Source organism: Azospirillum brasilense (assembly GCF_007827815.1).
Lineage (GTDB): Bacteria > Pseudomonadota > Alphaproteobacteria > Azospirillales > Azospirillaceae > Azospirillum > Azospirillum brasilense_C.
The window spans coordinates 40,333-67,321 of the sequence record NZ_VITH01000004.1; the positions used below are offsets into that span (position 1 = coordinate 40,333).

Genomic DNA, 26,989 nt, shown 5'->3' on the forward strand with positions numbered 1-26,989 from the left:
AGACGTCGGTTTCAAGACGTCGGTGCGGGACTGTGCGACGCCCGCATCGCGGCGGTCGCGGTGATCAGCTCGTCCAGGGTGGCGTCCAGCATGCTGGCGAGAAGCGCGGCGGTCTCCACGTCCCCGGCGTCCAGCAGGTCCTGGGTGTCGCCGGCCAGCCGCCCCAGCCGGGCCGCTCCGATCGACAGGGCCGCCCCCTTCAGCGTGTGGACCGCGTCGCGGGCCGGGCCGGCGGCTCCGGCCTCCAGCGCCGTCACGGCGGCCTGGATCAGCCCCGGCGCCATGCCCAGGAAATCACCGAGGAAGACCATGGCATCGGGATCGTCGCGGCCGAAATTCTGACCCAACTGGCCGAGGTCGAAGATCTGCGGGTCGATGTCGGCGTCCGCCCAGCTCGGCGCGGGCGGCGCTTCGGCCACCGCCATCGGCTCCGGCTTGGCGGGCGTCCGGCGGGCCGGCAGGCGCAGCGAGCGGGCCTGCGGCAGGAAGCGGTCCAGCGTTTCGGCCAGCAGCCGGGATTCGATGGGCTTCGTCAGATAGCCGTCCATCCCCGCCTCCAGGCAGCGCTGCTGCGTGCCCGGCAGGGCATCGGCGGTCAGCGCGACGATGGGCAGCCGGTCCACCGCACCGGCGCCCGCCCCCGTCCCGCTCAACGCCTCCGCCAGCTCCCGCTCGCGGGCGCGGACGGCGTGGGTCAGGCCGAAGCCGTCCATCTCCGGCATGTGGAAGTCGGTCAGCAGCAGGCCATAGCGGCCCGGCCGCAGCATCTCCAGCGCGCGGGCGCCGTTGTCGGCCATTTCGATGGCGTAGCCGCGCTTGTTCAGCATGCGGCGGATCACCGTCTGGTTGATCGGGTTGTCCTCCGCCACCAGGATCAGCGCCCCGGCCGCGATGGCGGTCTCGATGGGTGGCGGTTCCCAGCCGGTGGCGTCATGCTCCCGCGGTTCCGACCGCCGTTCCAGGCTGGCCCGGCCGAGCGCCGCCGCGATGGTCAGCCAGACCCTTCGCCGCCGCAGAGGCAGATTGACGGCGCACAACAGCCCGATGCGGTCGGCTTCCGACATGGTGGAGGCCAGCGCCCGCGGCACCGCCAGGATGACCGCGGGGACCGGACCGGCGGCGAAGGCGGGGGACTGCACGATGGCGCGGCAGCAGGCGATGGCGGCTTCGGACCGGACCCCGCCGTTGACGAGCACCACCAGCCGCCCGGCGTCGCCGCCTCGGTTGGAAGTCGCCGCCGGACCGGAATGGGTGCCGGTCACCGCTTCAAGGCCCCCGTTCAGATCGTACCAGCCCAGCGGGTCGATGCCGGCGGCGGCCAGGATGCCTTGCAGCGCCCGGCGCCCGGCGCCGTCGAAGCCGATGGCCACCACGCGGGCGTCGTTCACCGCGACCGCCGGGGCCGCCGGTGTCCGGGGCTGCGGGCAGTCGGCGGTCGGGACGGCCACCGCGAAGGGCAATTCGAACCAGAAGGTGGACCCCTCGCCGAACACCGAGTCCACCCCGATGCCGCCCCCCATCATGGTGCACAGCTTGTGGCAGATCGTCAGGCCGAGCCCGGTGCCGCCGAAGCGGCGGGAGGTCGAGCTGTCGGCCTGCTGGAAGGGCTGGAACAGCTTGGCCCGCTGCTCATCGGTCAGGCCGATCCCGCTGTCGGTCACGGCGAAGCGCAGCATCACCCCGCCATCCGCGGCACCATCCGTGCCGGACCGCGGCTCGGCGCTGACCGTCACGGCGACGCTGCCCCTCTCGGTGAACTTGACGGCGTTTCCCATCAGGTTGATGAGGATCTGGCGCACGCGCGTCGGATCGCCGGTCAGCCGGTCGGGAACGCCCGGCCCGACGTCGACGGACAGCTGAAGCCCCTTTTCCTCGATGCGCCCGGCCACCAGCTCCGCCGACTCCTCGACCACCTCCAGCGGGGAGAAGGGGACGGATTCGATCTCCATCTTCCCCGCCTCGATCTTGGAGAAGTCGAGAATGTCGTTGATGATGATGAGGAGCGCCTGGGCCGACGACCGGATGACCCCCAGCATGCCGTGCTGTTCCTCGGTCAGGTCGGTCTGATCCAGCATCTCGGCCATCGCCGTCACGCCGTTCATCGGCGTGCGGATCTCGTGGCTCATCACCGCCAGGAAGGAGGACTTCGCCCGCGTCGCCTCCTCCGCCTGGTTCTTGGCCTCGTGCAGGGCGGTTTCCCGCTGGGCGATCTCGGTGACGAAATGCTGCACCGAGCGGGCCATCGCCCCAACCTCGTCCCGGCGTCCGGTGTCCACGATGGCGCCGGTCAGCGGGTTCCCGGCCAGATGGACCATCTGCCTTTGCAGGCGGTCCAGCGGGCGGGTGATCGAGCGGGCGGCGTAGAAGGCCCCGGCGATGGCCAGCAGCAGGCCGGCGGTGGCACCGAGCACCAGGGCGGAGCGCAGGAAGGCCCCGATGGTTTCGGCGTTGCTGCGGAAGGTGTCGTTCAGCGCGCTGGCGCCCGACGCCATCTCCCTCGCGTCCGCGTCCATCTGGGCGATCATCAGATCCTGGACGCTCAGCCCTTCGCGCACCTTGTCCAGGCTGTCCCGCCAGCCGGCCACGGCGGACATCATGCCGCCGCGCACCAGCGGGGGCAGCGCGATCCGCTCGATCTGCTCCTCCACCGCCGCGCCGTCCGCGATCAGCGCGATGGTCGCGCCGATGTCCCGGTGACTCACCGCGTCGGCGGTGGCGTGCGCCAGCTTCAGCACGGCGATGGTCACGCCCTGCGCCTGCTGTTCGGTCTCGTTGGCCGACACGGCGTGGGCGGTGAGTTCGGTGACCTCGTTCAGCGTGGCGGCGTAGGCCGTGCCGTAGACGTTCAGGATCTGGTCGATGCGCTTTTCCAGCTCCTGCGCGCTGTCGCGGATGTCGCCCCCGTCCATCAACGCGCTGGACACCTGCGAGACCGCCGCGACGATCCGCTTCTGCCCCCGGCCCCCGCGCCCCTCCGCCTCGGCGGCCCGCTCCAGCGCCTCCTCCAGAGCGTCCGCGCTGTTGCTCAGGCGCAGCATCAGCACGCCGGTGTCGTGCGCGCCGGAAGTGCCGGGTACGCCGCCGCCTTGAGCCTGACCGTGCTCACGGGACAGCCGGGCCGCCTCGTGCCGCCACAGACCGGCCAGCGCGGCGTAGATGCTGCGGGCGTTGTCCAGCACGTCGCGGTGCAGGGTCAGGCGGCGGTCGGAGTCCGCCACCGTCTCGGCATAGCCGAGGTTGGCGAGGTTCTGGCGCTGGCGGGCGGCGTCGGTGATGTCGATCAGCCGGGCCGCCTGCTGGGCCATGGCGCCGATCAGGGCGTCGTTCCGCTCGGTGACCGCCTTCAGCTCCTCCATCTGCGTGGCGTAGCGGTCCAGAACGCGCCGCGTCTCGCTGACGGCGCTTTCCAGCGCCTCGTCCTCGGTGGCGTCGGCCAGGGCGTCCAGATGGCGGCGCGCCGCGCCGGTGTGGGCGTCGAATCGGACGGCCTGCGCCGCCCGCCGGCTGGCCGCGGTGTTCAGATAGTCGGAGCGCGCCGCCTCCGCCCCCAGCAATTCGCGGTAGATCGTGCCGGCGGTGACCACCGAGCCATTGGCGCGGTCGGACTGCTGCAGCAGGAACCACGCGACGATGGCGATGGCCGCCGCCACCAGCACCGGCATGCCGCCGACCGCGGCGATCCGCTGGGCGATGTTGGTGCGGGTCATCACCGCGCGCCGCCGCTCATACCGCCGCTCACTGGGCGAGGTCGACGCGGTGGAACAGGTGCAGGCCGAAGGGATTCATCCGGTAGCCCGTCACCTCCTCGCGCAGCACCATGAACACCATGGAGTGGGCCAGCGGCAGCCACGGCGCCTGATCCTTGAAGATCTCCTGCGCCCGATGGTAGAGGGCGGTGCGCTTGGCGACGTCGGTGGTCTGCTTGGCCTCGATGATGGCGTCGTCGAAGGAGCGGTCGCACCATTTGCCCATGTTGCCGCCGCCCTTGCGGGCTCCCTCGCAGCTCAGCAGCGTGTAGAGGAAATTGTCCGGGTCGCTGTTGTCGCCGGTCCAGCCGATCATGCCCAGCTGGTGGTCGCCGTTCATCAGCCGCTTCATGTAGACCGACCAGTCGTCGGTCACCAGGGTGGCCTTGACGCCGACCTGGGCCAGATCGTTGGCCATCATTTCCGCCGCCCGCTTGCCGGCGGGCATGTAGGGCCGGGCCACCGGCATGTGCCACAGCTCGATCTCGAAGCCGTTGGCGTAGCCGGCCTCGGCCAGAAGCTGGCTCGCCCCCTTGGGGTCGTAGGGAATGTCTGTGATGGCGTCGTTGTAGCCCCAGCTCGTCGGCGGCAACGGATTCTTCGCCGTGCGCCCGGTGTCGCCGTAGAGCGCGTCCACCAGCGTTTCCTTGTCGATGGCCATGCTGAGCGCCCGGCGCACCCGCACGTCGTCCAGCGGCTTCCGCTCCACGTTGAAGGTGAGGAAGGCGACGTTGTAGCCCTCCTGCCGCAGCAGGGTCAGCGACGGGCTGTTCCGGATCTTCGGCAGGTCGGTCAGGTTGGGATAGGGCATGACGTGGCATTCGCCGGCCTGCAGCCGGTTCAGCCGGACCGTGGCGTTGGGGGTGATGGCGAAGACCAGATTGTCCAGCGGCGGCCGCCCCGCCCAGTGCCCCTCGAACGCCTTGTACTGGAGCAGATTGTCCTTCTGGTAGGAGAGCAGCTGGAAAGCGCCGGTCCCCACCGGCTCCAAATCGAACAGCTCCGGCGTGCCGCGCTTGGCCATGGTGTCGGCGTATTCCGCCGAGGTGATGGCGGCGAAGACCATCGACAGGTTGGCCAGGAAGGGCGCCTGCGGCCGGTTCAGGGTGAAGCGCACCGTCAGGTCGTCCACCGCCTCGATCGACGTCAGGATCGCCCCCATGGAGAGGTCGTTGAAGTAGTTGTAGGCCCCGGTTCCGACCGAATGGTACGGGTGGTCCTTGCGCCATTGCCGGAAGAAGCTGAACAGCACATCGGCGGAGGTCAGCGTGCGCGTCGGCGTGTAGCCGGGCCTGTCGTGGAAGCGCACACCGGCCCGCAGCTTGAACGTGTAGACCGTGCCGTCGGGCGAGATGGTCCAGGACTCCGCCAGCGCAGGCACGATGCTCTTCGACTCCGCGTCGAAGCGCACCAGCGTGTCGTAGGCGTGCAGGATCGCGTCGAAACTGGTGTTGGTGCGGGCCAGCGCCGGGGCCAGATTGTCCGGGTTGCCTTCCGAACAGAAGACCAGCGTCGATGCCGCCTCGGCCTTTTGCAGCGTTCCGGCGCCCATCAGGGCCGTCACCGCCAGCAGGGGCGCGATCAGGAATGTCCTGGCCAACCGGGTCGCCCCGCTCTTCAACAAACCTGCTTTCACCGCGCCGCACTCCTTCAACCGATCACCTGCCCGAGCCCACACTTGGCTTGCGGAGATTAAAGCGAAAGAATGCATACTTGCAATTGTTGATATCTTTCAAAGGACAATCTTTAAGTTTCTCATGGGAAACAATGCTTCTTCGTCGAAACTTTCTGTAACGGCCCGAACCCATTGGGAGGGGGACAAGCGCGCCGGCGGCGGAGCGGGCCGACGCGCTTCGGGCATGGGTCGCAGCGTCGAACGGATTGACGCGATCGCCCACGCTCGGGGCACCGTCCTCCTCCAGCGCCGTTTTCGCCGAACGGCGGATGGATGATGCCCCGGGACATCTTCCGTCGCAAAAATGGTGGGATCGCGAACAAGTTTGATCCCGCCTGGAGGCAATTCCTCTTCCGCCCCTATCAGCGGGACATCACCATTCCGGAACGGCCGGGTTTCCGACTGGGGACGCCTTGCACGCAACGGGGATCGTTTCGCCCGAAACAGCCCCGTTGAGCCTGGGCCTTGCGGCACTTTGCATCGGAAGGATGAACAGCATGGCGGACCAGTCGGTCAAATTCTCCTACGAGTACGGGAATTACAAATATTTCGAGTTCGCCGGGGGCGGGAACAAGGTGGAGACCGAGTTTTCCTGGGACTCCCCGAAGACCGACCCGTCTGGAAAGCCGATGCCGAAAAAGGTCGTCGATCTGTTCAACAAGAATGTGCGCGAAGCCATTCAAGAGCTGATGAAGACTGAAGAAAAAACCGTCGCCGAAATCAAGAAGCAGATCCAAAGCTGGGACCAGAAGATTGCCAAGCACGAGATCGACGGCCGCAACCTGTTTTTGTTCATAAACACGATCAACGACACGATGGAGAAGCGGGCCGCGGACCGCTTCGGGGGGATCGTCGGCGGGATCGCGACGGTCATGAAGATGATCGTGAAGAAAGCCTTCGCCGGCCTGGATGCGGCCGTGCGCAAGATGCTCGAAGACATGAAGTGGAAAGTCTACGCCAAGACGGTGGGAAAGATCGCGCTCGCCCTGACGGCGACGGCCCTCGCGATCACGGCCACGGTGCTGACCGGCGGCGCGGCGCTGCCGTTGGTGGTGGCGGGCGCCAAGATCACGCTCGACGTGGTCAAGGAGGGCAAGGCGGCCTACGACAGCTTCAACGATGGCGCGGACGAGGTGGTGGCTCTGCAAAGCGCGGTGAAGAAACACCGGGCCAGCGCGCAGGAGTCGATGAAGGCGGTCGAGAGGGCCGAAAGCCGCCGCTACCTCATGGCGGACTCCGTGAACAAGCTGGAGCGGCAGCTCTTGGCCGCGGAGGCCAAATACGCGGACGTGGAGCGAATCCTCAACCAGAAGAAGATCGACGGGATCACCCTCACCGAGGATTCCTCCCTCCTGAGTCTGGCCAACAAGGTGAAGCGCTACAAGGATCTGATCGACCGCCTCACCCCCCAGCTGAACGCCGCCCGTGGCGACCTGAAGCGTCTCGACGCCCTGATCGACGGGGCTCGGCGGGCCTTCGACCCGTCCACCTACGAAGCGATTCCGAACGCCGACTGGAAAACGATCCTCAAGAAATACGCGGATGAGTACGGCACGACGGTCAAGGCCCTGGGCGACCTTGGCTCCAACATCGCAAACGTTGTCCAGAAGCTGGCCTGACCCGCCTATTCCACCACGGTGTCGTCTGGCTCGTTGCCCCCGCTCCACTCCCGGATGAGGCCGTAGGCCACGGCGAGCAGCGTCGGACCGAGGAAGATGCCGATCAGGCCGAACGCGACGAGGCCTCCGATGATGCCCAGGAAGATGATGATGAAGGGCAGATCGCTGCTTCGGCCGATCAGGATCGGGCGCAGGATGTTGTCGAGGCTGCCGACCAGCACGCCGACCCAGGCCACCAGGAAGATCGCCATGGCGGTGCGGCCCTGGCTGGCCAGCCAGATCGTGGCGGGCAACCAGATCAACGCCGGCCCCATCGGCACCAGCGTCAGGAAGAAGGTGATGAAGCCGAGGAGCAGGGCACCGGGAAGCCCCGCGATCCAGTAACCAAGCGTGGCGGCGATGGCTTGCACCAGCGCGGTGCCGAGCACGCCATGGACGACCCCGTTGATCGTTTCGGCGGCGACGTCGAGGGATTGCCGCGCGCGGGCGCCGGCGATCCGCCCCATGACGCTGTGCAACCGGCGCACGGCGGTGCGGCCGTCCCGATAGAGGAAGAAGGCGATCAGGACGCTCAGCGCGATCAGCGACGTCCCTGAGAGAAGATGCCCGCCGCTTGACAGAACCCAGGCGCGGATCTGGCCGACATAGGGCTGGAGCGTCGTGCGCAGATCGGCCTCGCCGCTCGACAGCACACCCCAGACCTCCTGCAGCCGGTCCCCGAGGATCGGGACGCCGGCCAGCCAGCCCGGCAAGGGCGGAAGTCCCCGGTTCATGGCGGCGTGAACCGCCTCGAAGCCCCGGACGACCGTCTCCGACAGCGTGGCTCCAAGCGCGACGAGCGGCCCGACGAGAACCACCATGATCATCAGCGTCATGATCGCCGCCGCCAGCGTCGTACGGCCGCCGAGCGACCGCTCGATTCGCCGATGCAGCGGCCAGGTGCTGAAGGACAGGATGATGGCCCAGAGGATCGCCGCGATGAAGGGTCGCAACACGACGAAGCAGCCGATCAGCAGGATCAGCATCATGGACAGGACGAGCGCCTTGCGGACATAGCCCATCTCGTACCGCTCCGGAGAGTCCGGGGCGGCGGCGTGCGGCATGAACCGGTCGTGGACGAAGTCGGCCATGGTGGTGCCCTCCTTCAGGACGCGGCCTTCGGGTCGTCCACCCGCGCCGGCGGGTGGAATGACGGGCGGTCACACACCGCTCGTCACTCCCTTGGTCGGCGCCGGACCCGGCGGGTGCATGGCCCCGTCATACCGGGACTTGGCACGCTCCTCCGCCGCCGGTTCCCGGATCCGGAACCAGGCGACGTAGAGCGCCGGCAGGAAGAACAGCGTCAGCAGGGTCGCCACGATCAGCCCGCCGATGATCGCGTAGGCCATGGGACCCCAGAACACCTCCGGCGCGATGGGAATCATGCCCAGGCTGGCCGCCGCCGCCGTCAGCAGGATCGGCCGGACGCGGTGCATGGTGGCGTTGATGACGGCGTCCCAGGGATGCTCCCCGGCCTCCAGATGCTCGTCGATCTGGGCGATCATGATGACCGAGTTGCGGACGATCATACCGATCAGGGCGACCACGCCCAGGATCGCGACGAAGCCCAGCGGCGTGCCGGTCGGCAGCAGCGCCGCGACGACGCCGATCAGGCCGAGCGGCGCCACGCTGATGACCAGGAACAGTTTCTGGAAGCTCTGCAGCTGGATCATCAGGATGGTCAGCATGACGAAGATCATGATCGGGAAGACGGCAGTGATCGAGGCCATGCCCTTGGCGCTGTTCTCCACCGTGCCGCCCGCCTCGACGGTGTAGCCGGGCGGCAGGCTGCGCCGCAGTTCGTCCACCGCCGGGGCCAGCTGCTGCACCACCGTCGCGGCCTGCAGCGGGGGAACCAGATCGGCCTGGACGGTGATGGTCGGCAGGCGCGTCCGCCGCCAGACCACCGGCTGCTCCAGGTCGTAGCGCATGGTCGCGACCTCGCCCAGCGGCACGGTGCGGCCGTCCGGAATGGCGATCTGGAGGTTGCGCAGCGTCTCGATGGAGCTGCGCTCCGCGTTGGTCGCCTGGGCCACCACGTCGATCAGGTAGATGTCGTCGCGCACCTGCGTGAAGGCGGCACCCGACACCGTGGCGTTCAGCGCCTGGTTGAGCGACTTGGAGCTGATCCCCAGCAGGCGGGCCTTGTCCTGGTCCACATCGACCCGCACCACCTTCGACGGCTCGTTCCAGTCGTAGTTGACCAGCAGCGTGTAGGGGTTGGTGCCGATGGTGTCGGCCATCCGGGCGGCGATGGCCCGCACCTCGCCGACGTCGGGTCCGGAAACGCGGTACTGGATCGGCCAGCCGACCGGCGGCCCCATCTCCAGCGGGCTGACCCGCGTGTTCAGGTCGGAGAAGTCCTCGTTCAGCACCTTCTCCAGCCGGGCGCGCACGGCCTCGCGGACCTTGTAGCCCTTGGTCACCACCACGGCCTGCGCGAAGTAGTCGTTGGCCAGCTGCACGTCGAGCGGCAGGTAGAAGCGCACCGCGCCCTGACCGACGTAGAAGCTCCAGCGCTCGACGTCCGGGTCGGCCGCCAGCACCTTCTCGAAGCGGTCCACCACCTCCTCGGTCGACCGGATCGAGGCCGTCTGCGGCAGGGTCAGGTTGACCAGCAGTTCCGGGCGGTCGGAGGCGGGGAAGAACTGCTGCTGGACGAAGCGCAGGCCGAAGACCGACAGGCCGAACAGCAGCAACGTCGCGACGATCACCAGATAGCGCGCCCGCATGGCGAGGCGCAGGCCGCCCCGGAACGTCCGCATCAGGCGCCCCGGTTCGCCGCCATGCGTCGCCTTCATGGTCTTGGGCAGCACGCTCACCCCGATGAGGGGCGCGAACAGGACCGCCACGATCCAGGAGAACAGCAGCGCCATCGCCACCACGGCGAACAGCGTGAAGCAGTATTCCGCCGCGCCGCCCTGGGCGAAGCCGATGGGGATGAAGCCGGCCACGGTGATCAGCGTGCCGGTCAGCATGGGAAAGGCCGTGGAGGTGTAGGCGAAGGTCGCCGCCTTATCGAGGTTGAAGCCCTCCTCCAGCTTGGTGATCATCATCTCCACGGTGATCATGGCGTCGTCCACCAGCAGGCCGAGCGCGATGATCAGCGCGCCCAGCGAGATGCGCTGGAGCGTGATGCCGTAGAACTCCATGCCGATGAAGGTCATGCCCAGCACCAGCGGGATGGAGGTCGCCACCACCAGCCCGGCGCGCAGGCCCAGGCTGATGAAGCTGACCACCAGGACGATGACGACCGCCTCCTTCAGCGCCTTGGTGAAGCCGGCGACCGACTCCTCGACCACCACCGACTGGTTGGCGACGAGATGGACGCCGATGCCCACCGGCAGGTTCGCCTCGACCCGCCGCATCCGCTCGCGGATGCCCTCGCCGAAGGTCAGCACGTTGCCACCGGCCGCCATGGAGATGATCATCCCGATGGCCGGCTGCCCGTTGTAGCGGAACAGCGGCGACGGCGGGTCGGCGTAGCCGCGCCGGATGTCCGCCAGATCGGCCAGCCGGTAGAACTTGTCGTTGGCGCGCAGGCTGATGGCGCGCAGGCTGTCCTCCGACGTGAAGGCGCCGCTGACCCGGACCGAGATCTTCTCGTCACCGGCCTGCACCACGCCGGCCGGGGCCACGGCGTTCTGCGCCTGCAGCTCGGCGATGACCTGCTCGCGGTCGATTCCCATCGCGGCCAGCTTGCGCGTTGAGAAGTCGAGGTAGATCCGCTCGTTCTGGACGCCGACGAACTGGATCTTGCCGACGTCCGGCACGCGCATCAGCTCGGCCCGCGCGGTCTCCGCGTAGTCCTTCAGCTCGCGGTAGCTGAAGCCGTCGGCGGTGAAGGCGAAGACCGTCCCGAAGGTGTCGCCGAACTCGTCGTTGAAGGCCGGTCCCTGCACGCCCTGCGGCAGGGTGGCCTTCATGTCGGCGATCTTCTTGCGGACCTGATACCACAGGTCGGGCACCGCCTCGGCCGGCGTGTAGTCCTTCAGGTTGACGTAGACGACCGAGATGCCGGGCTTGGTGTAGCTCTTGACGTAGTCGAGATAGGGAATCTCCTCCAGCTTCTTCTCGATCGGGTCGGTCACCAGCTTCATGGTGTCCTCGATGGTGGCGCCGGGCCAGTTGGCCTGGACCACCATGGTCTTGATCGTGAAGGCCGGGTCCTCCTCGCGGCCGAGGCGCATGTAGGCCATGCCGCCCGCCAGCGTCAGCGACAGGATCAGGTACCAGACGAAGGAGCGGTGGCGCAGGGCCCACTCGGAGAGATTGAAGCCGGTCATTTCGCTGCCGCCGTTTCGATTGTCTGGTTGAACCGGACCCGCTGGCCTTCGGTCAGGCTGCGCACGCCCGCGGTGACCACGACGTCGCCGCGGGTCAGTCCCTCGGTGACGATGACCGGGCCATCGGTGTCCCTGGCACCATCCCTGGGCCGGATCGCGACCGGCTGACGCCGGACGGTCTGGGCCTTCGGGTCGACGAGCCAGACGAAGCTCCGCCCCTCCTCCTCGAACAGCGCCGTTCCCGGCAGCTCGACCACCGGGGCGGGCGGCTGCTTCAGGCGACCGACGACCGTCGCGCCGAGGCGCAGGGCGTCGGGCGGGTTGTCCAGCGCGATCCGGACGGTGTGGGTCCGGGTGACGGGATCGGCCTGGGGCGAGACCTCGCGGACGCGGCCCACCGCCACGATGTCGGGAGCGCCGGCCAGCGACACCTCGATCACCGGGTCCTTCGGCGCCGCCCGGATGCCGGTCTCGGCGACGTTGAAGACGGCTTCGCGCTCCTCCGGCTGGGCGACGCGCACCACCATCTGCCCGGCTTCGACCACCTGCCCGGGCTCGGCCCCGATGGTGGTGACCACGCCGTTCCGGTCCGCCCGCAGCTCCGTGTAGCCGACCCGGTCGCGGGCCGATTGCAGCGCCGCCTGCGTGGCGACGACCTTGGCGTCGGCGGTGCGCATCGCCAGCAGCGCCGCGTCGTACTGGGCCTGGGGGGCGTTGCCGTTGGCCAGCAGTTCCCGCTTGCGGCCCTCCTCGTTGCGCGCCTGCACCTGATCGGCCTTGGCGGAGGCGAGGTTCGCCTCGGCGGTCCGCAGCGCGTTGCGCTGGTCCTGGTCGTCCAGCCGCGCCAGCACGTCGCCGGCCTTGACCAGGGCGCCCACGTCGACCTTGCGCTCGATCAGCTTGCCGGCGATGCGGAAGCCAAGGTCGGCGTCGGCCCGCGCCTCGATGGTTCCGGTGGCGGAGCCGGCCATCCGGAAGGTCACCGGCTCCACGGTGAGGGTCCGAACCGGGCGGATCACCGGCGCCGCGTCGGCGTGGTGGCCGCCCTGCGGCTGACAGGCCGCCAGCACGGGGGCCAGGGCCAGCAGCGCGGCGAGCAGCGGCTTCGCGGGCGGCCGCCACATGGTTGGGGGCCACATGGATGGGGGCCGCGTGGTTGGTCGCGCGATGCGGGTCATGCGCCGCTCCCCTGCTTGATGGTGACCTTCTGGTCCGGCCGCAGCTTCTGGACGCCGCCGATCACCACCAGATCACCGGAGTCGAGGCCGCTGGAGACGGTGACCGTGCCGGTGTCGTATTGCAGGACGGAGACGGGGCGCAGGCTCACCGTGTCGGCCGGTTTCACCACGACCCAGACCGCCGGCTCCCCGTTCCCCGTCTGGAACAGGGCCGAGGACGGCAGATTGACCACCGGCCGCGCCGGCAGCTTGGCCCGCCCGACGACCGAGGAGCCGAGCAGGAAGGCGTCGGGGGCGTTGGGCAGGGCGACCTTCACCGTGTAGGTCCGGGTCACCGGATCGACGCCCGGAGACACCTCGCGGATCGTCCCCTCGGTGACGGTCTTCGCGTCGTTGACGAGCCGCACCTCGACCGGCGGCAGGCCCGCCTGCCCCTCCAGCCGGATGCTGGCGCCCGGCACCTGGAAGACCGCCTCCCGCTCGCCCGGATCGGCCAGCCGCAGCACCGTCTGGCCGACCGCGACCACCTGGCCGGGCTCCGCCGCCTTCGCCGTGATGACGCCGTCGCGGTCGGCCCGCAGTTCGGTGTAGGACAGCGTGTCCCGGGCCGAGCCCAGCTGCGCCTCGGCGGAGTTCAGCTCGGCCTGCGCCTGCTGGAAGCGCTTCTGGGCGTTGTCGTACTGGACCCGGGTGGTGAAGCCGTTGGCGAGCAGGGAGCGCTGGCGCTCCTCCTGCGTCCGGCTCTGCTCGACGGCGGCCTGCGCCGCCGCCACGTCGGACTCGGCGGACCTCACGGCGTTGGTCTGGTCCTGGTTGTCCAGCCGCGCCAGCAGCTGGCCGGACGTGACCGCCTGCCCGACGTCCACCAGCCGCTCGACCACCTTGCCGCTGACGCGGAAGCCGAGGTTGCTTTCGTGGCGGGCCTGGATCTCACCGGTCAGCGCGGCGGTGCGGTCGAACTGGCTCACCTGCACCGGCAGCGCGCGGATCAGCGTCGCCTCCGCCGGTGGCGGCGCCGGCTGTTCGCAGCCGAGAAGCAGGAGGCTGGCGACGATCGCCGATCCGGATGACCCGAAGCTGGATGTCCCAGGCCCAAATGACCAAGTCATGGCGTCTCATCCCTTCACCGGCTGTTCGATCCGCTGCCGGTGCGCGTACAGCGCCGCCACGGCGCAGGAGGCCATGCGCGTCATCACGCTGTCGGCCCGGCTGGTCAGCACGATGGGCACCCGCGCGCCCAGCACGATGCCGGCGGCATCGGCGTTCGCCAGGAAGGTCAGGTTCTTGGCGAGCATGTTGCCCGCCTCCAGATCCGGCACGACGAGGATGTCGGCCTGTCCGGCGACCGGGGACGCGATGCCCTTGATCCTCGCCGCCTCCGGGCTGATGGCGTTGTCGAGCGCCAGCGGCCCATCCAGCACCCCGCCGGTGATCTGCCCCCGGTCGGCCATCTTGCACAGCGCGCCGGCCTCCACGGTGGAGGGAATCTTGGGGTTGATGGTCTCGACCGCCGACAGGATCGCCACCTTCGGCTGGGGATTCCCCAGCGCCCGCGCCAGATCGATGGCGTTCTGGATGATGTCGCGCTTGTCCTCCAGGGTCGGGGCGATGTTCACCGCGGCGTCGGTGATGAACAGCGGCTTGGCGTAGGTCGGCACGTCCATGATGAAGACGTGGCTGATCCGCCGTTCCGTCCGCAGCCCGCTGTCCTTCCTCGCCACCTCGCGCAGCAGCTCGTCCGTGTGCAGGCTTCCCTTCATGAGAAGCTGGGCGCGCCCCCGACGCACCAGTTCCACCGCCGTGGCGGCGGCGGCGTGGCTGTGCGGGACGTCGACGATCTCGTACGGGGCGATGTCGAGGCCGGACTCGCCCGCCACGGCCCGGATGCGCGCGGCCGGGCCGATCAGGATCGGGGTGATGAAACCCTGACGGGCCGCATCGACGGCGCCGCCCAAGGACGAGGCATCGCAGGGGTGTGCCACCGCCGTGGAGACGGCGGGGATTTCGCGGCAGGCGGCGACCAGCCGTTCGTACTTTTCGTGCCGATGCGCGGGCGGTGGCTGGCTGCCGGCCATGACGCGCCCTCCTCACCAGCGCAGGTACAGCCCGACGTCCCCCGGCATGCCGCCGGGATAGTCCAGGATCTGCGCCCGCAGCTTGTAGCCCTTGGCCCTCAGGTTCTTGTCGAAGACCTCGTAGGCTTCGCGGGCGTAGCCGGTCAGGGACTCCGGCCAGTCCGGCTCGAAATTGTTGATCGCCCGGCCGCCGTCGGTGCAGTAGCTGCTCGGGAAGCGCGCCACCTGGATTTCCTTCACGCCGCGCGACGCGGCGTCGCGCACGGCGCGGGTGAACCGCTCCTTGGCGTCGGGTCGGACATGCTGGTTCATGAAGGCTTCGCGGACGGTGTCCTGTTCCTTCATGTGTTTCTTTTCCCGCTCCAGGGCTTCCTGGAGCAGCGCCATCTCGTGCTCCTCGCCGAGCTTCCGGAGTTCGTCGGGCGAGATCAGGTCGTCACCGATGTCGGGGACGGCCGCGGCCGCTCTGGTCTGGTCCATGTTGCTCATGACGCGTTCCCCTTGTTTCCTGTGAGCTGTCTTTTGTCAGCCTCATGCATCGGCACCGGGGGTCACTTGGCCTTCGCGGTGCCCGTCACCCTGTGCTGCGCGTCCGTCCGGCGGATGTCGGTGGCGGCTTTGACCAGCGACGACCCGCCGGCCCCGGCCAACACGCGCAGCGGCGGCTCGCGCTCGGCCTCGATGCGCTCCTCCTTGTTGTGCAGAAGGGCGTCCACCTGCCGCAGCCGGGCGCGCTGGTCGGGGGTCAGCGGCCCGGAGGCCTCCAGAACGCGCTCCGCCAGCGCCATCACCTCCTTGCGCTCCTTCTCGCCGGACAGAAGCTTGGGCAACGCGCTCATCGCCGCGGCTTCGTCCATCAGCATCAGGAAGACCTGCTCGCGGAAGACCGCGCGGACCGCGTCCACGGACAGGTGCTGGGTGCCGGGATGCTCGTCGCGGATTTTCCGCAGCATCTGGAAGGCACGCTCGTCGAGGGCGCCCTCGCCGCGCCGCGCGTGGATCAGGACGCGGAACAGCGCCTCACGCACCCCGCCCTCCTCGACACGGGCCATGATCTCGGCCATCCGCTTTTCGACCAGGGCCTCGAACGCCTCGTCGCGGACGTGCGGCGGCCGCGCGCCCTCGCCCGGAGCGGCCAGCCCGACCAGAGCCTGAAGGAGCGGTGCGTTGTAGAGGCCCAGGAACAGACGCTCGACGGCGCTGTCGCGCGCATCCCGCCAGCGGTCGAGCCCCTGCGCGATCTCGTCGGAGACGCGGCTCTGCGCGCCCAGGTACGGGTTGTCCGGGCTCACCGGGCGGCGGTGCTCGCGCACCCAGTCGGCCATGGCGCCGACCGGCGCCATGAACGGGTTGAGGTGCGAGAACAGGTAGTACTGGCTGCGCGCCGGGTTCGTCATCCGCAGCCATTCGGCGAAGGGCTCGTTGACGGCCGCCTGGATGGAGGGCCGGGCGAAGGTGGCGTACAGGCCCTTGTTGATGTCCGAGATGCGGGCCACCGCGGCGAAGCAGCGGTCATCCTCCGGGCTGTTGCCGCCAAGCCCGCGGATGTCGTCGAGCGTGCGCGGCTCGAACCGCGTCACGTAGCCGCCCGCGACCAGATCGGCGCCGGGGACGTTCGGGTCCTTCGGCTGAAGGATCATTTCGTAAAGACCGGGCGGCAGCAGGTCGATGAAGTCGATGTTCTCGACGAACTCCGACGTTTCCTTCCGGGCGACGCGGCCGGACACGAAGATGCCCAGATGCCCGATGTCGTGATGGAGGTTGTAGACGATGGTCTGCTCGTGGGCCCGGATGTCTTCGATGTCGCTGTAAAGGTCGAGTATCCAGCCCAGCGCCTGTTGCGGCGGCGTGATGTTGTCACCGAAGGATGCGAAGACGAGGATCGGCGAGCGGATGTTGCGCAAATCCAGCCGGCGTCCGTTCCGGACGATGCCGCCGCTGGTCATCTTGTTGCCGACGAACAGCTCGTCGGTGATGGCCTCGATCTCCTCCCCGTTCATCAGGAAGAAACCGCTCCACCACTTTTCGAAGTCGAGATAGCGGTCCGCTTCCGTGTCGATATGGGCATACAGGTTGTACGCCTTCTTCCAATAGGTGTTGGCCGGGTCCAGCTTCTCGAAGTTGCCGACCAGATGCGCCCCGTCGAATCGGCCATTGCCGAGATCGCTGGCCAGGGCGGCGAGCCAGGAGCCGCCATACAGCCCGCCGAGATAGCGCATCGGGTTCCGCCCCGTCACGCCGGCCCAATAGGACAGCGGGGAACCCGCGATGATGATCGGTCCCATCAGGTCGGGCCGAACCGCGCTCAGCGCCATCACCGCCCAACCGGCCTGGCAATTGCCGATGACGCACGGCTTGCCGCCCGCGCCATCGTGCAGTTTCCCGACATGCTCGATGAAGAAGGCCTCGGCCTCCCCCACATCGGCCAGGGTCTGGCCCGGCTCCGGTTCGGGATGGAAACCGATGAAATAGCAGGGGTGCCCGGCGCGCAGAACGGTGCCGATCTGGCTGTCCGGCTTGAAGCCGCCGATGCCCGGCCCGTGGCCGGCGCGCGGATCGACGATGACGAACGGGCGCTTGGCCGGGTCGGTGCCGATGGCGGGGTCCGGCAGGATGCGAAGCAGCATGTAGTTGCACGGCCGCTTCAGCTTCCGCCCTTCGATCACGACCTCGTACGGAAAGGTCAGGACGGGCGGCTTTCCTTTGTCGGCGTGCTCCATGAATTGATCGCCGCGACGCCGCAGAACATCCAGGAACAGGACCCAACGCTGCATCGCATCGACGCCGTAGTCGAACGCGTCCTGGAACGGGTTGGGAAGATTGAACGGGTTGGGGAAAGCCGGCGTCTGCCAGCCATCCGCGCCTTTCCCGGCCGCCGTCTCGTCCACCGGCTTTGTCCCCGTCGGTCTTGCCGAGGCTCCGTTCCCCGCGGCTTCCCCCGCGGCTTCGATGAAGGGACCCCAAAAGGGAAACGCCGAAGTCCAGGCGGAACACCACGTCGTCAGAAGCGGCTGTTCAGTCAGGGAATGCTTCCGCCGAGTTTTCATCACATGCTCTCTCTGGCTGTACGTGCATGTGCCGGCTGCGCGTTCGCTGTGCCGACCGGTTTCTTCGCATGCGCAAAGGCGTCGCAATGCCAGCCCCGTGGACAACGACCTGTGATGAAGGCAAGGGGGTCGGGGCGCCGGCTTTGACGCGGGGAACTCTGCACCAAGCCACCCGCCACGTTGAAGCATGCAACTGTTGGCCTTGTTACCGTATCAAGCCCCGTTTGCTTGTCGGTTCATGACCGGGATAGGGTTAGGTACGTTCTCCCAGATTGAAATTCTGCCAAATGACACAACAATAAACTTCGATTGATCTTAATCAAAATGACAAGAAAATTAATAATAATTTAACAGAAGTATGTGTTTTAAATAATCACTTAAAATAATTGGAATAATTATTCCAATCACCCTCTATGTAATTCATTGCTATCATTTCTAAAAGAGTTTGGCCGTTTTTACATGGCCGATACAGCGGGCGTTACCGTAGCAGACTGCGCCAGGGCTCAATCGAGTGCTATTTTTCAAGGCACTGACTTTTGCGAGTTAAAGTCTTCTCCGACCTCCGCACACTGTCCATCCGACCAGCCGGTTTGTCGGGGAGCCGTCTCCTCGTCCACGAAAAGCGCCGGGAGCAAACCATGAAACACCGAGCCAAGGTCGCTCTGGCCGTCGCCCTGTCGGCAACGGCAATCACCGCCGTGAACGCGCAGATGGGGCCGACCCCCACGGAAACCAATTTTCAGGTCCGGACCACGGGCGACCTTGTGCGGCTGTGCGAAGCCACGCCAAACGACCCGACCGGCATCGCGGCGCTCCATTTCTGCCACGGCTTCGCCGTCGGCGCCTATCAGTACCACCAAGTCGTGGCGGCCGCCGAAGGCAAGCGCCAGCTGGTGTGTGCGCCCACACCTCCGCCGTCGCGCAACGACGCCGTTTCCGCGTTCGTCGCCTGGGCAAAGCAGAATCCCAAGCTGATGGACACGCCCCCGGTGGACGGGCTGTTCCGCTTCCTCTCCCAGCGCTACCCGTGCCGCACCTGATCCGCCGGCATCCGCCTCCGCCGCGGTCCACGGCCTCCGATCAAAGGCCATCCAGGATGGGAAAGACCATGACACTCACACCGTTCCTCCGCGTCGCCGTCGTCACGCTTCCCCTCGTGGCCTGCGCCGACATGTCACCGACCCAGCAGCGCGCGCTCACCGGCACGACCGGAGGCGCCGCCGGCGGAGCGCTGATCGGCGCCATAGCCGGCAACGCCGGCATGGGTGCGGCCATCGGCGCCGGTGCTGGTCTGGCCGGCGGTCTGCTCTACGACTATCACAAGCGGACCGAGGCTTCGGCCTACCAGCGCGGCGTCCAGCAGGGGTCCACCCAGCGCAGCGGCACCCAGTGAGCCTTCCGCGGCCCATCCTGGCGGGGAGCGGGAGGATCGGGGTGATCCTGTGCCGAGGGGGCGGCCGCATGTCGGCCTCGTCATCGCACGCATTCACCCCCTGCTGACCGCTCCCCCGGACGGCCGGGATTTGATCGGGCCGACCGGTCCCGCTCCAGACGGTCAGTAGCCGGGGGGCGGGCTGACGGTGACGTAGGTGACGCTGCCATCCACATAGCTGCGGTTGTACCAGGTCCCGCCGCAGCCGTAGTAGCTGACGCCTCCGTAGGGCACGACCGTGGGGGTGCAGGGAAGCACGGTCACGTAGTTGGGCCCCGCCGTGGCCGCACCGGCGATGAAGCCGGCGGTCGCTCCCACCGCGGCACCCGCAAGGGCCCACCCCCAATCGTCATCATCGTCGTAATAGTGATGACCGTCCCAGTCGTTGGCGATGTTCTGCGCGGCATTGGCCCGCGCCTCCGTGCGTTCGGTCTGTCCCTGCTGGCGGGCTTCCGTCCGTTCGGTTTGGCCCTGCTGCCGTTGCCCCTGGCGTTCGGTCCGCTCCTGCTGGCCCGACGTGCGCGTGTCGGCCCGGGCCTCCGTGCGCGTCTGCTTCGTCTCGGCGCGTTGCGCGGAACGCTCCGTCAGGCCGGACTGCCGGGAAGCCGTTTGCGCGGCGGCGGTCCGCTCGCTCGACCGCTGGGTGGCGCCGGCCTGACGGGCGCCCACGCCCGCCGTCGACCGTCCCGCCGAGGATCGTTGCGCGGAGAAGCCGCCCCCCGCCGCCGGACCGGACCGTGAAAAGCCCCCTCCGCCTCCCCGGCCACCGCCACCCCCTCGGCCGCCGCCGCGGGCATAGGCGTCCGCGACCGATCCGACCACCAGAAGCAGGGATGCGGCGATGGAAAAGGCGATCCTTGACGACGGTCTGTTCATTTCGGCGTTCCTTCCGGGCTGCCGGCCGTGGTCCGGCGGACGCGCATCATGACCGGGATGCGTTCCGCGCCCTCCGGAGGATGGAAGGCGAGCTGCGCCGCCTGGACAACCGGGTCGAGGTTCCAGTCGGAGAAGTCGGCCCGGTATTGCGGTTCGCCCTCGTCGGCCTGATAGGTGATGCTCACGCGCTGCGGCAGGGGCGGGCCTTCGGCGGCGATCCAGATCTGGAAGCTCACATCCTCGGTTTGCCCCACCAGATGATCGGTCGGCACCGCCGTGAGCGTGTCCCGCTCCACATAATCGAGCGTTTGGAGGCGTCGCTCCAATTCGTCCGGCAGCGTGCTGACCAGCAGCAGCGCCAGCGGCAGCCGCACCTGAAGATCCTGGACCAGATAGCGCACGGCGTCGTCGATGGTGCCGGCCCGTTCGATCTGGGCGTAGACGTTCTCATCCGCATTGAACACGGAGATCGCCTTGCCGTCGAACGTCACCAGCGACCGCTTCCCGTCGCTTTCCTGCGCTTCGACGCGCAGCCCGTCGGGACGGTTCAGGGTGACGGCGCGCCGCTCGCCGAACGTGATCTTTTCGCCCGTGTCCTGAACCACGTCGTAGCTGGCCCGGATGGTCACGGTGAAGCGCTGGGCCTGCGCGAGCGTCTCGGCCATGCGGTTCAGCATAGCCATCGCCTCGGCGTCGATCGGCGCGTCTTCCGGCGCGTCCTGGTCGACCGCTTGCGATGGGCTGTCGGACGGGGGGCCGATGGACGGCGCCTCGGCCGCGAAGGCGGACCCGACCAGGGCGAACGCGCAGAGCACCGGGCACAGCGCCGACCGTATCAGCCATGTCGCTCCCGTCATCAAAATCCCTCCTGCCCCGGATGCCGACGGCGGCATCGGTGGCGGCATCGGTGAGAGTCCCGGGATCATTGAGCCGCAGGGAGCGGCGCCGTTGAAAGTAGCAGCCACGGTCGACGGAGGCCGCTACGGTAACGCTGCCCCGCGATGGCGACGCACCCACGCGCACGACCGCCACACGGGCCGCACACGGGCCGCCACACGGGCTGAGGAGTGGCGGAGCGCCGGCGCCGTGCCGCGTACGCTACCGTAACATCCGTTACGGTAACCGAGACCGCCGGCGCCATCCGACGCCCACACTCTTCACCATGGCCGCCGCGTGCCAAACACGGCGCCCGGCGGCAGCGCGGAGCGGCATTCAGGCTACCGTAGAATACTCGTCGGAAGTGGCCTCCCGAACTACAGGATTGGCCGTGGGAAGCAATGTCCCGCATCACGCGAGGACGGCCCCGAAGACAGCTCCAGAGACGACCCCGAAGACGGCTTTACGTCGGGCGAAGCGCTCGCGGTGGCGATCGAGCAGGGGCGGAAGGCACCGGCGGAGGGCAAGGGCGTGCACGCAATGCAAAAGGTCCGGCCGATGGCGACGGGTTGCTCCACAGGCTGCGCGAGGAGGCCCCGACCCTTTCCGCGAGGCTTCGCCGCCGCGGTCCTGCTGGCCGGGACGCTCCTCGCCGGAGGCTGCGCATCGGCGGTCAGCGTCGAACGCGTGGACCACGTCACCCTCCACCGGCAGCTCACGAGCAATGTCCTGTCGGCGCACGCGCTCAGCGATCCGACCCACAACGTGCTGCGCCGCTGGTCCCTGGCGGATCGCTTCCTGGCGCAGCCGGAGAACGCCATTGCCGACCTCCGCGCGGTGGTCGCGCAGGGGCATGGCGGCGCCGACGAGATCTTCGCCCTGGCCGAGATGTCGTTCCTGCACGCCGAGGAGCAGGGAGGACGGCCCTATTATCTGGCCTCCGCCCTCTACGCCTACGCCTTTCTCTTTCCGGGGGGCATGGATCAACCGCCCAGTCCCTACGATCCCCGGTTCCGGCTTGCCACCGACCTGTACAACCGTGGCCTGACCTCCGGGCTGGCGACGGAGGACAGGGCCGGCATCGCCATCAAGGAGGCGCGCCACCCGCTCCCATTCGGTGAGTTGGACGTCGCCTTCGATCCCCAAGAGCTGGTGTGGGGCGGGCGCCAGCTGACCGGCTTCTTTCCGGTCGCCGAGCTGGAGGTTCATGGCCTCGACGCCCGCTACCGCCAGCCCGGCATCGGCGCGCCCCTGGCGGCGGGGACCACGCAGGGCACCCTGGCAAAGGGCTTCCAGGTCGCCCCACGCGTCAAGACGCCCGTGACCGCCCTGCTGCGCGTCCCCGATCCCCGGCGCCAGCTCTCGGAGGGGCATGTGCGCGCGCGGCTCGAACTCTACCCCTCGTCCGACACCGACACGGTGCTGATCGACCGCCAACCCGTGCCGCTGGAGGTGGAGTACACGTCCACGCTGGCTTACATGCTGGACGGCATGCCGGTCTGGGAATTCGAGTTCGGCGGCTTCCTGCGCGGTGGCCTGCTGGACAAGATGCCGTCCCGCCTGGTCGCGCTGGAACCCTACCGGTCCGGCCGCATCCCCGTCGTCTTCGTCCACGGGACGGCGTCAAGCCCGGTGCGCTGGGCCGAGATGCTGAACGATCTGCGGAGCGACCCGCGCATCCGCGACCATTTCCAGTTCTGGTTCTTCAGCTACGAGACGGGAAACCCGGTTCCCTATTCCGCCCTGTTGCTGCGCGACGCGCTTCAGGAGGCGGTGGCCACGCTGGACCCGTCCGGACGGGAACCGGCGCTGCACGAGATGGTCGTCATCGGGCACAGCCAGGGCGGGCTGCTGACCAAGATGGCGGCGGTGGACACGGGTCCGCGGTTGTGGAACGCGGCGTTCCGCAAGCCGCCCGACCAGCTCCAGCTCGACCGGGACACGCGCGACCTGCTGACACGCGCCCTGTTCGTGAAGCCGGTTCCGTCGGTCCGGCGCCTCGTCTTCATCGCCACGCCGCACGGCGGCAGCTACGTCGCCGGCAACCGGATCAGCCAACTGGTCGCAAGCCTCGTGCGGTTGCCGGGGCGCCTCCTGAGCGTGAGCCTGGAAATCGGCCGGCTGGACGACGCCAGCACCGCGCTTGCCGGACAGACGGGGTTCGGAAGCGTCCACGCCATGACCCCCGGCAGCCTGCTGGTCCAGACCCTGGCGCGCACGCCCATCGCCGCGGGGGTCAAGGCGCATTCGATCATCGCGGTGCGCGGCGACGGGCCGGTCGAAACCGGGGACGATGGCGTCGTGGAATACAAGAGCGCCCACATCGACGGGGTCGACTCCGAATATGTCGTGCGTTCCGGGCACTCGACGCAGTCCGATCCGCGCACGATCGAGGAGGTGCGCCGCATCCTCCTCCTCCATTGGGACGAGTCCTGCACGAAACGCAACGCCTGCGGATCGCTGGGCCCCGGCGCTCCGCGCGTCGCGAGCCGGACCCGATGACGGTCGGTTGCGCCGCGGCTCACTCAATGACCGCCCGACGTCAATGAACGCCCGGCGTCACCCTGCTGGCCATGGCAACTCCGGAATGACCTTTGACGGGTAGTTGGGGTCCTCGTAGCCGTCCGGGTCCTGGCGCTTGGGCAGCTTCACGGTTTCCCTGGGCAGCTCCTCGTAGGGGATGTGGTCGAGCATGTGCCGGATGATGTTCAAACGCGCCCGCCTCTTGTCGTCCGACCGCGCGACGAACCATGGGGCCCAGGCGGTGTCCGTCTCCGCGAACATGTCGTCGCGGGCGCGGGAATAGTCGTACCAGCGGCCGTAGGACTTCAAATCCATCGGCGACAGCTTCCAAACCTTCCGCCCGTCGTCGATCCGTGCCTGCAGCCGGCGCGTCTGCTCCTTCGGACTGACTTCCAGCCAGTATTTCAGCAGAATCACCCCGGACTCGATGATGGCCTTTTCCACGCTGGGGACGGCGTCGAGGAAACGCTTGGCCTGATCCTCGCTGCAAAAGCCCATCACCCGCTCGACCCCGGCGCGGTTGTACCAGCTGCGGTCGAAGATGACGAATTCTCCGGCCGCCGGCAGATGCGGAATGTAGCGCTGGATGTACATTTGCGACTTTTCACGCTCGGTCGGCGTGGGCAGGGCGATGACGCGGAACACGCGTGGGCTCACGCGCTCGGTGATGGCCTTGATGGTGCCGCCCTTGCCGGCGGTGTCGCGCCCTTCGAAGACGACACAGACCTTCATGCCTTTGTGAACGATCCATTGTTGGAGTTTCACCAGTTCGACGTGAAGCTCCGCAAGCGCGCTTTCATACTCCCGCCGCTTGAGCTTTGGTTGTTCGTGCTCCACGCTTTGGACGGCTTTCCGTTTTTTTGCCATGCTCATCATCCTCGCGGACGGGTGTTCAACGTGATCCGTGACGGGACTGGCGGTCCATTGGCAGAATTGGCGGCGAATTCGGCCGCAAAACCAGCGGGTGGTCACACACCGTCGATCCGGTTCTGGAGTTCGAGCAGGATTTCCTGTTCCAGATCCGCGATGAGAGCCCGGCACGCGACGGTGCGTTTCGAGCGTCGGCCGCGGCTCGATGCCTCCCAGCCGCGCAGAACGTCGACAGCTTCTCCATAGTCTTCGCAGAGACTGCGGAAAAACCGGTTGTCCGCGCTCTGTTGCTTGATCATCTCCTCCAAATCCGGGAACCGCTCCACGACGTGCCGCAGCTTATCCGACATGGGCTGTTCTCCCCGGTCCTGGATGAGCGCCGGGATGCCTGCCTTGTTCCGGACGTTGCTCCCGGACACCCTGCACCGGATTGCCCGTTGCCTTGAAGCGTGAAACGGTTGGCTTTGATACCGTAACAGGCGGACAACACGCCTTTGTGTGCTGCACGAAAAGGTAAAGGCCAATATTCCGAGCGAATCAGTGGAGCGAGGGTCTTGGTGTAAATCGCCTATACCATCCGCGAGTGTTCCAGCCACCAATTCTCCGGTTTAGAATGCGCCCGGCCCATGACGTGGCATGACATGCTGCAATGCTCGTGCACGCCATCCTTTTTTGGAAACTTTTCGTGCATTCGCACTGATTTCCTTGATGTTACGCCTCCCGCCTCAGGATCATGCCTTTTACAATCTATGGTTTTTGGCTGATGCAGGACTACCGTCCGGAAGCGCAGGCTGCGGCAACCGCTTGCCGCGTCGGAGCGACTGCCGGATGGACGCAACGGAAGGAGGGCGTCGTGCTTCACACTTCCGACGGACCGCAGAGCACGCATTTGACCGCCTCCACCATCACGCCACCGCTCATCGAGGCGGCGCTGGCGCGCGTGCTGGGCAGCCGCAGCCTGCGCGGTTCCGCCCGCGGGCGACGCTTCCTGCAATTCATCGTGCAGGAGGCTCTGGCCGGGCGCGCCAACCGCATCAAGGCCTACACCATCGCCATGGACGTGTTCGACCGCGACGCCAGCTTCGACCCGCTGCTCGATCCGGTGGTCCGCATCCAGGCCGGCCGCCTTCGCCGCGCGCTGGAGCACTATTATCTGACCGAAGGCGCCGCCGACCCCCTGCGCATCGCCATTCCCAAGGGTGGCTACGCTCCCCAATTCTCCCTGGTGCCGGTCACGGCCGGGGCCGACCTTGCGGACGAAGCCGCCGGTCCGGCACCGGGGCCAACCGGTGAACGGCGGCATCCGCCCCACGCGACGCTGGTGATCGGACATCGCATCGGCCGTCCACTCCGCTGCTTGGCCGTCGCGGCCATCGTCATGCTGCTGGCCGTGGCCGCTCTGTACGCCGGCTGGCGCGGCATCGCCCCCGCCCCGTCGAAGACCGTCGCGGAGCGCGCCACCGCACCAGCCGCAACACAGCGAGCGGTTCGCGGACCGGCGCTGCTGGTTCTGCCCTTCGCCAACGGCTCCGGCGACCCCGCTCTCGACCTCGTCGCCGACGGCATCACCGAGGATGTCGTCGCCGCGCTCGTCCGCTTCGAGGATTTCCTGGTCTTCGGCGCCGACACCAGCTTCCGCTATCCGTCGGCGCCGGCCCTGCGCGAGGCCGTGCCGGCCACCCGCGTCGACTACATGCTCAAGGGCAGCGTCGCCCAAACCGGCGACTACATCCAGGTCACGGCCACGCTGATCGCCGCCAAGGACCATCGCTACCTGTGGTCGGACAGTTTCCGCCGCGCCGTCACGCCGGCCAGGCTGCTGGATCTGCGCCATGACATCGCCGTCCAGGTCGCCCGCACCCTGGCGCAATCGGACGGCGTGATCGAGCGCGAGGAAACGCGGCTGAACAGCCAGCACGCACCACAGGACCTGTCGTCCTACGCCTGCCTTCTGCGCGCCCGCCAGTACTGGCGCCAGCTCAGCGCCTCCATCCACGCCGAAGTGCGGGATTGCCTGGAACGGACGACGAGGAGCGACCCCGACTACCCGGAAGCCTGGGCGGCGCTCGCCATGGTCACCATCGACGAAGCCCGGCTCGGCTTCAACCCCAGCCCGGCGCGCCCCGATCCGATCGATGACGGGCTGCAAATGGCCGAGCGCGCGGTGGCGCTGGCGCCGGACAGCGCCCTGTCCCATCAGGCGCTCGGGCTTGCCTGGTGGCTGCGCCGCGAGCCGCAGCGCAGCATCGAGGCGTACGAGCGGGCGCTCGCGCTCAACCCGAACGACAGCGCGACGCTCGCCGACCTGGGGCGCTGCTACAGCCTGACCGGCGAATGGGAGCGCGGGATCCCGCTGATCCGCGAAGCCTTCGCCCGCAACCCGGCGCAGCCGAGCTGGTACCGCATCGTGATCGCCACCTATCATTACGTGCATGGCCGCTACGCTGACGCGCTCGATGAGATGCGGCGGGCCAATCTGGGGCGGGAGGTTCTTCTCGGCCATGTCGCTCTGGCGATGATCCACGGCCAGACCGGCAACCGGGCCGAGGCGGCGAAGGCGGTCTCGGAGATCCTGCGACTCGACCCGAACTTCCCGGTCAAAGCGGTCACCGAGTTCGAGCGACGCAACATCCACCCGGACACCATCGCCCGGATCGTCGATGGGCTGCGCAAGGCCGGGCTGGCCATTCCGCCGCCGCAGACGGCCGACGGCGAGGGGCTTTGAGCGCCGCGACAACGCAGCATTC

At 68.0% G+C, this 26,989-nt stretch carries 17 protein-coding genes and 1 pseudogene; 5 read left to right on the forward strand and 13 right to left on the reverse strand.

Annotated features, from left to right (window positions below):
• Positions 1–11: 11 nt before the first annotated feature.
• Together FBZ83_RS09205 and FBZ83_RS09210 are read right to left on the reverse strand one after the other, a co-directional pair.
• The gene (locus FBZ83_RS09205) at positions 12–3,707 is read right to left on the reverse strand and encodes a hybrid sensor histidine kinase/response regulator (protein ID WP_145682190.1); all 3,696 of its coding nucleotides are present in this window, start codon (positions 3,705–3,707) and stop codon (positions 12–14) included.
• Positions 3,708–3,735: 28 nt separating this feature from the next.
• Positions 3,736–5,346, reverse strand: a complete 1,611-nt coding sequence (locus FBZ83_RS09210; RefSeq protein WP_247888233.1) for an ABC transporter substrate-binding protein — start codon at positions 5,344–5,346, stop codon at positions 3,736–3,738.
• Between the two features lie 572 nt (positions 5,347–5,918).
• Here FBZ83_RS09210 and FBZ83_RS09215 point away from each other — a divergent pair.
• Positions 5,919–7,040 carry a hypothetical protein gene (locus FBZ83_RS09215; RefSeq protein WP_145682191.1) on the forward strand — a complete coding sequence of 374 codons (1,122 nt, stop codon included), beginning with the start codon at positions 5,919–5,921 and terminating at the stop codon, positions 7,038–7,040.
• 5 nt (positions 7,041–7,045) lie between these two features.
• Here the strand turns inward: FBZ83_RS09215 and FBZ83_RS09220 are convergent, their stop codons facing one another.
• The 7 genes and pseudogenes from FBZ83_RS09220 to FBZ83_RS09250 all read right to left on the reverse strand — a co-directional run bounded on the left by FBZ83_RS09220 (position 7,046) and on the right by FBZ83_RS09250 (position 17,506).
• Complete coding sequence (locus FBZ83_RS09220) at positions 7,046–8,170, reverse strand: AI-2E family transporter (RefSeq protein WP_145682192.1); 1,125 nt, start codon at positions 8,168–8,170, stop codon at positions 7,046–7,048.
• 69 nt (positions 8,171–8,239) lie between these two features.
• Positions 8,240–11,365, reverse strand: a complete 3,126-nt coding sequence (locus FBZ83_RS09225; protein WP_145682193.1) for an efflux RND transporter permease subunit — start codon at positions 11,363–11,365, stop codon at positions 8,240–8,242.
• The gene (locus FBZ83_RS09230; protein WP_145682194.1) at positions 11,362–12,489 is read right to left on the reverse strand and encodes an efflux RND transporter periplasmic adaptor subunit; all 1,128 of its coding nucleotides are present in this window, start codon (positions 12,487–12,489) and stop codon (positions 11,362–11,364) included. The genes FBZ83_RS09225 and FBZ83_RS09230 overlap by 4 nt, the downstream gene beginning before the upstream one ends.
• A 50-nt stretch (positions 12,490–12,539) precedes the next feature.
• On the reverse strand, positions 12,540–13,652 hold the full coding sequence (locus FBZ83_RS09235; RefSeq protein WP_145682195.1) for an efflux RND transporter periplasmic adaptor subunit: 1,113 nt from the start codon (positions 13,650–13,652) through the stop codon (positions 12,540–12,542).
• 6 nt (positions 13,653–13,658) lie between these two features.
• A pseudogene (locus tag FBZ83_RS09240) lies at positions 13,659–14,588 on the reverse strand (bifunctional enoyl-CoA hydratase/phosphate acetyltransferase); the annotation flags it as partial.
• A 42-nt stretch (positions 14,589–14,630) separates the two neighbouring features.
• Entirely contained in the window at positions 14,631–15,107 is a 477-nt protein-coding gene (locus tag FBZ83_RS09245) for a hypothetical protein (protein ID WP_145682197.1), read from the reverse strand.
• Between the two features lie 62 nt (positions 15,108–15,169).
• Entirely contained in the window at positions 15,170–17,506 is a 2,337-nt protein-coding gene (locus tag FBZ83_RS09250; protein WP_145682198.1) for a DUF3141 domain-containing protein, read from the reverse strand.
• A 797-nt stretch (positions 17,507–18,303) separates the two neighbouring features.
• Between FBZ83_RS09250 and FBZ83_RS09255 the strand changes: the two genes are divergently transcribed.
• Both FBZ83_RS09255 and FBZ83_RS09260 read left to right on the forward strand, forming a co-directional pair.
• Positions 18,304–18,705, forward strand: coding sequence for a Rap1a/Tai family immunity protein (locus tag FBZ83_RS09255; protein WP_145682199.1), 402 nt, complete (start codon positions 18,304–18,306; stop codon positions 18,703–18,705).
• A gap of 68 nt (positions 18,706–18,773) precedes the next feature.
• Entirely contained in the window at positions 18,774–19,058 is a 285-nt protein-coding gene (locus FBZ83_RS09260; protein WP_145682200.1) for a glycine zipper family protein, read from the forward strand.
• 162 nt (positions 19,059–19,220) lie between these two features.
• Here the strand turns inward: FBZ83_RS09260 and FBZ83_RS09265 are convergent, their stop codons facing one another.
• Complete coding sequence (locus tag FBZ83_RS09265; protein ID WP_145682201.1) at positions 19,221–19,766, reverse strand: hypothetical protein; 546 nt, start codon at positions 19,764–19,766, stop codon at positions 19,221–19,223.
• 203 nt (positions 19,767–19,969) lie between these two features.
• A complete protein-coding gene (locus FBZ83_RS09275; protein ID WP_145682202.1) occupies positions 19,970–20,830 on the reverse strand; it encodes a DUF2092 domain-containing protein in 861 nt (286 codons plus the stop codon).
• A gap of 706 nt (positions 20,831–21,536) precedes the next feature.
• Here FBZ83_RS09275 and FBZ83_RS09280 point away from each other — a divergent pair.
• On the forward strand, positions 21,537–23,351 hold the full coding sequence (locus tag FBZ83_RS09280; protein WP_145682203.1) for an esterase/lipase family protein: 1,815 nt from the start codon (positions 21,537–21,539) through the stop codon (positions 23,349–23,351).
• A 57-nt stretch (positions 23,352–23,408) separates the two neighbouring features.
• Here the strand turns inward: FBZ83_RS09280 and ppk2 are convergent, their stop codons facing one another.
• Positions 23,409–24,344 (reverse strand): polyphosphate kinase 2, encoded by a 936-nt coding sequence (ppk2, locus tag FBZ83_RS09285; protein ID WP_247888234.1) that lies wholly within the window; start codon positions 24,342–24,344, stop codon positions 23,409–23,411.
• Complete coding sequence (locus FBZ83_RS09290; RefSeq protein ID WP_145682204.1) at positions 24,341–24,592, reverse strand: hypothetical protein; 252 nt, start codon at positions 24,590–24,592, stop codon at positions 24,341–24,343. The genes ppk2 and FBZ83_RS09290 overlap by 4 nt, the downstream gene beginning before the upstream one ends.
• A gap of 503 nt (positions 24,593–25,095) precedes the next feature.
• On the opposite strand from FBZ83_RS09290, the gene FBZ83_RS09295 reads away from it, so the two are divergent.
• Positions 25,096–26,967, forward strand: a complete 1,872-nt coding sequence (locus FBZ83_RS09295; RefSeq protein ID WP_145682205.1) for a tetratricopeptide repeat protein — start codon at positions 25,096–25,098, stop codon at positions 26,965–26,967.
• The last annotated feature ends 22 nt before the right edge of the window (positions 26,968–26,989 follow it).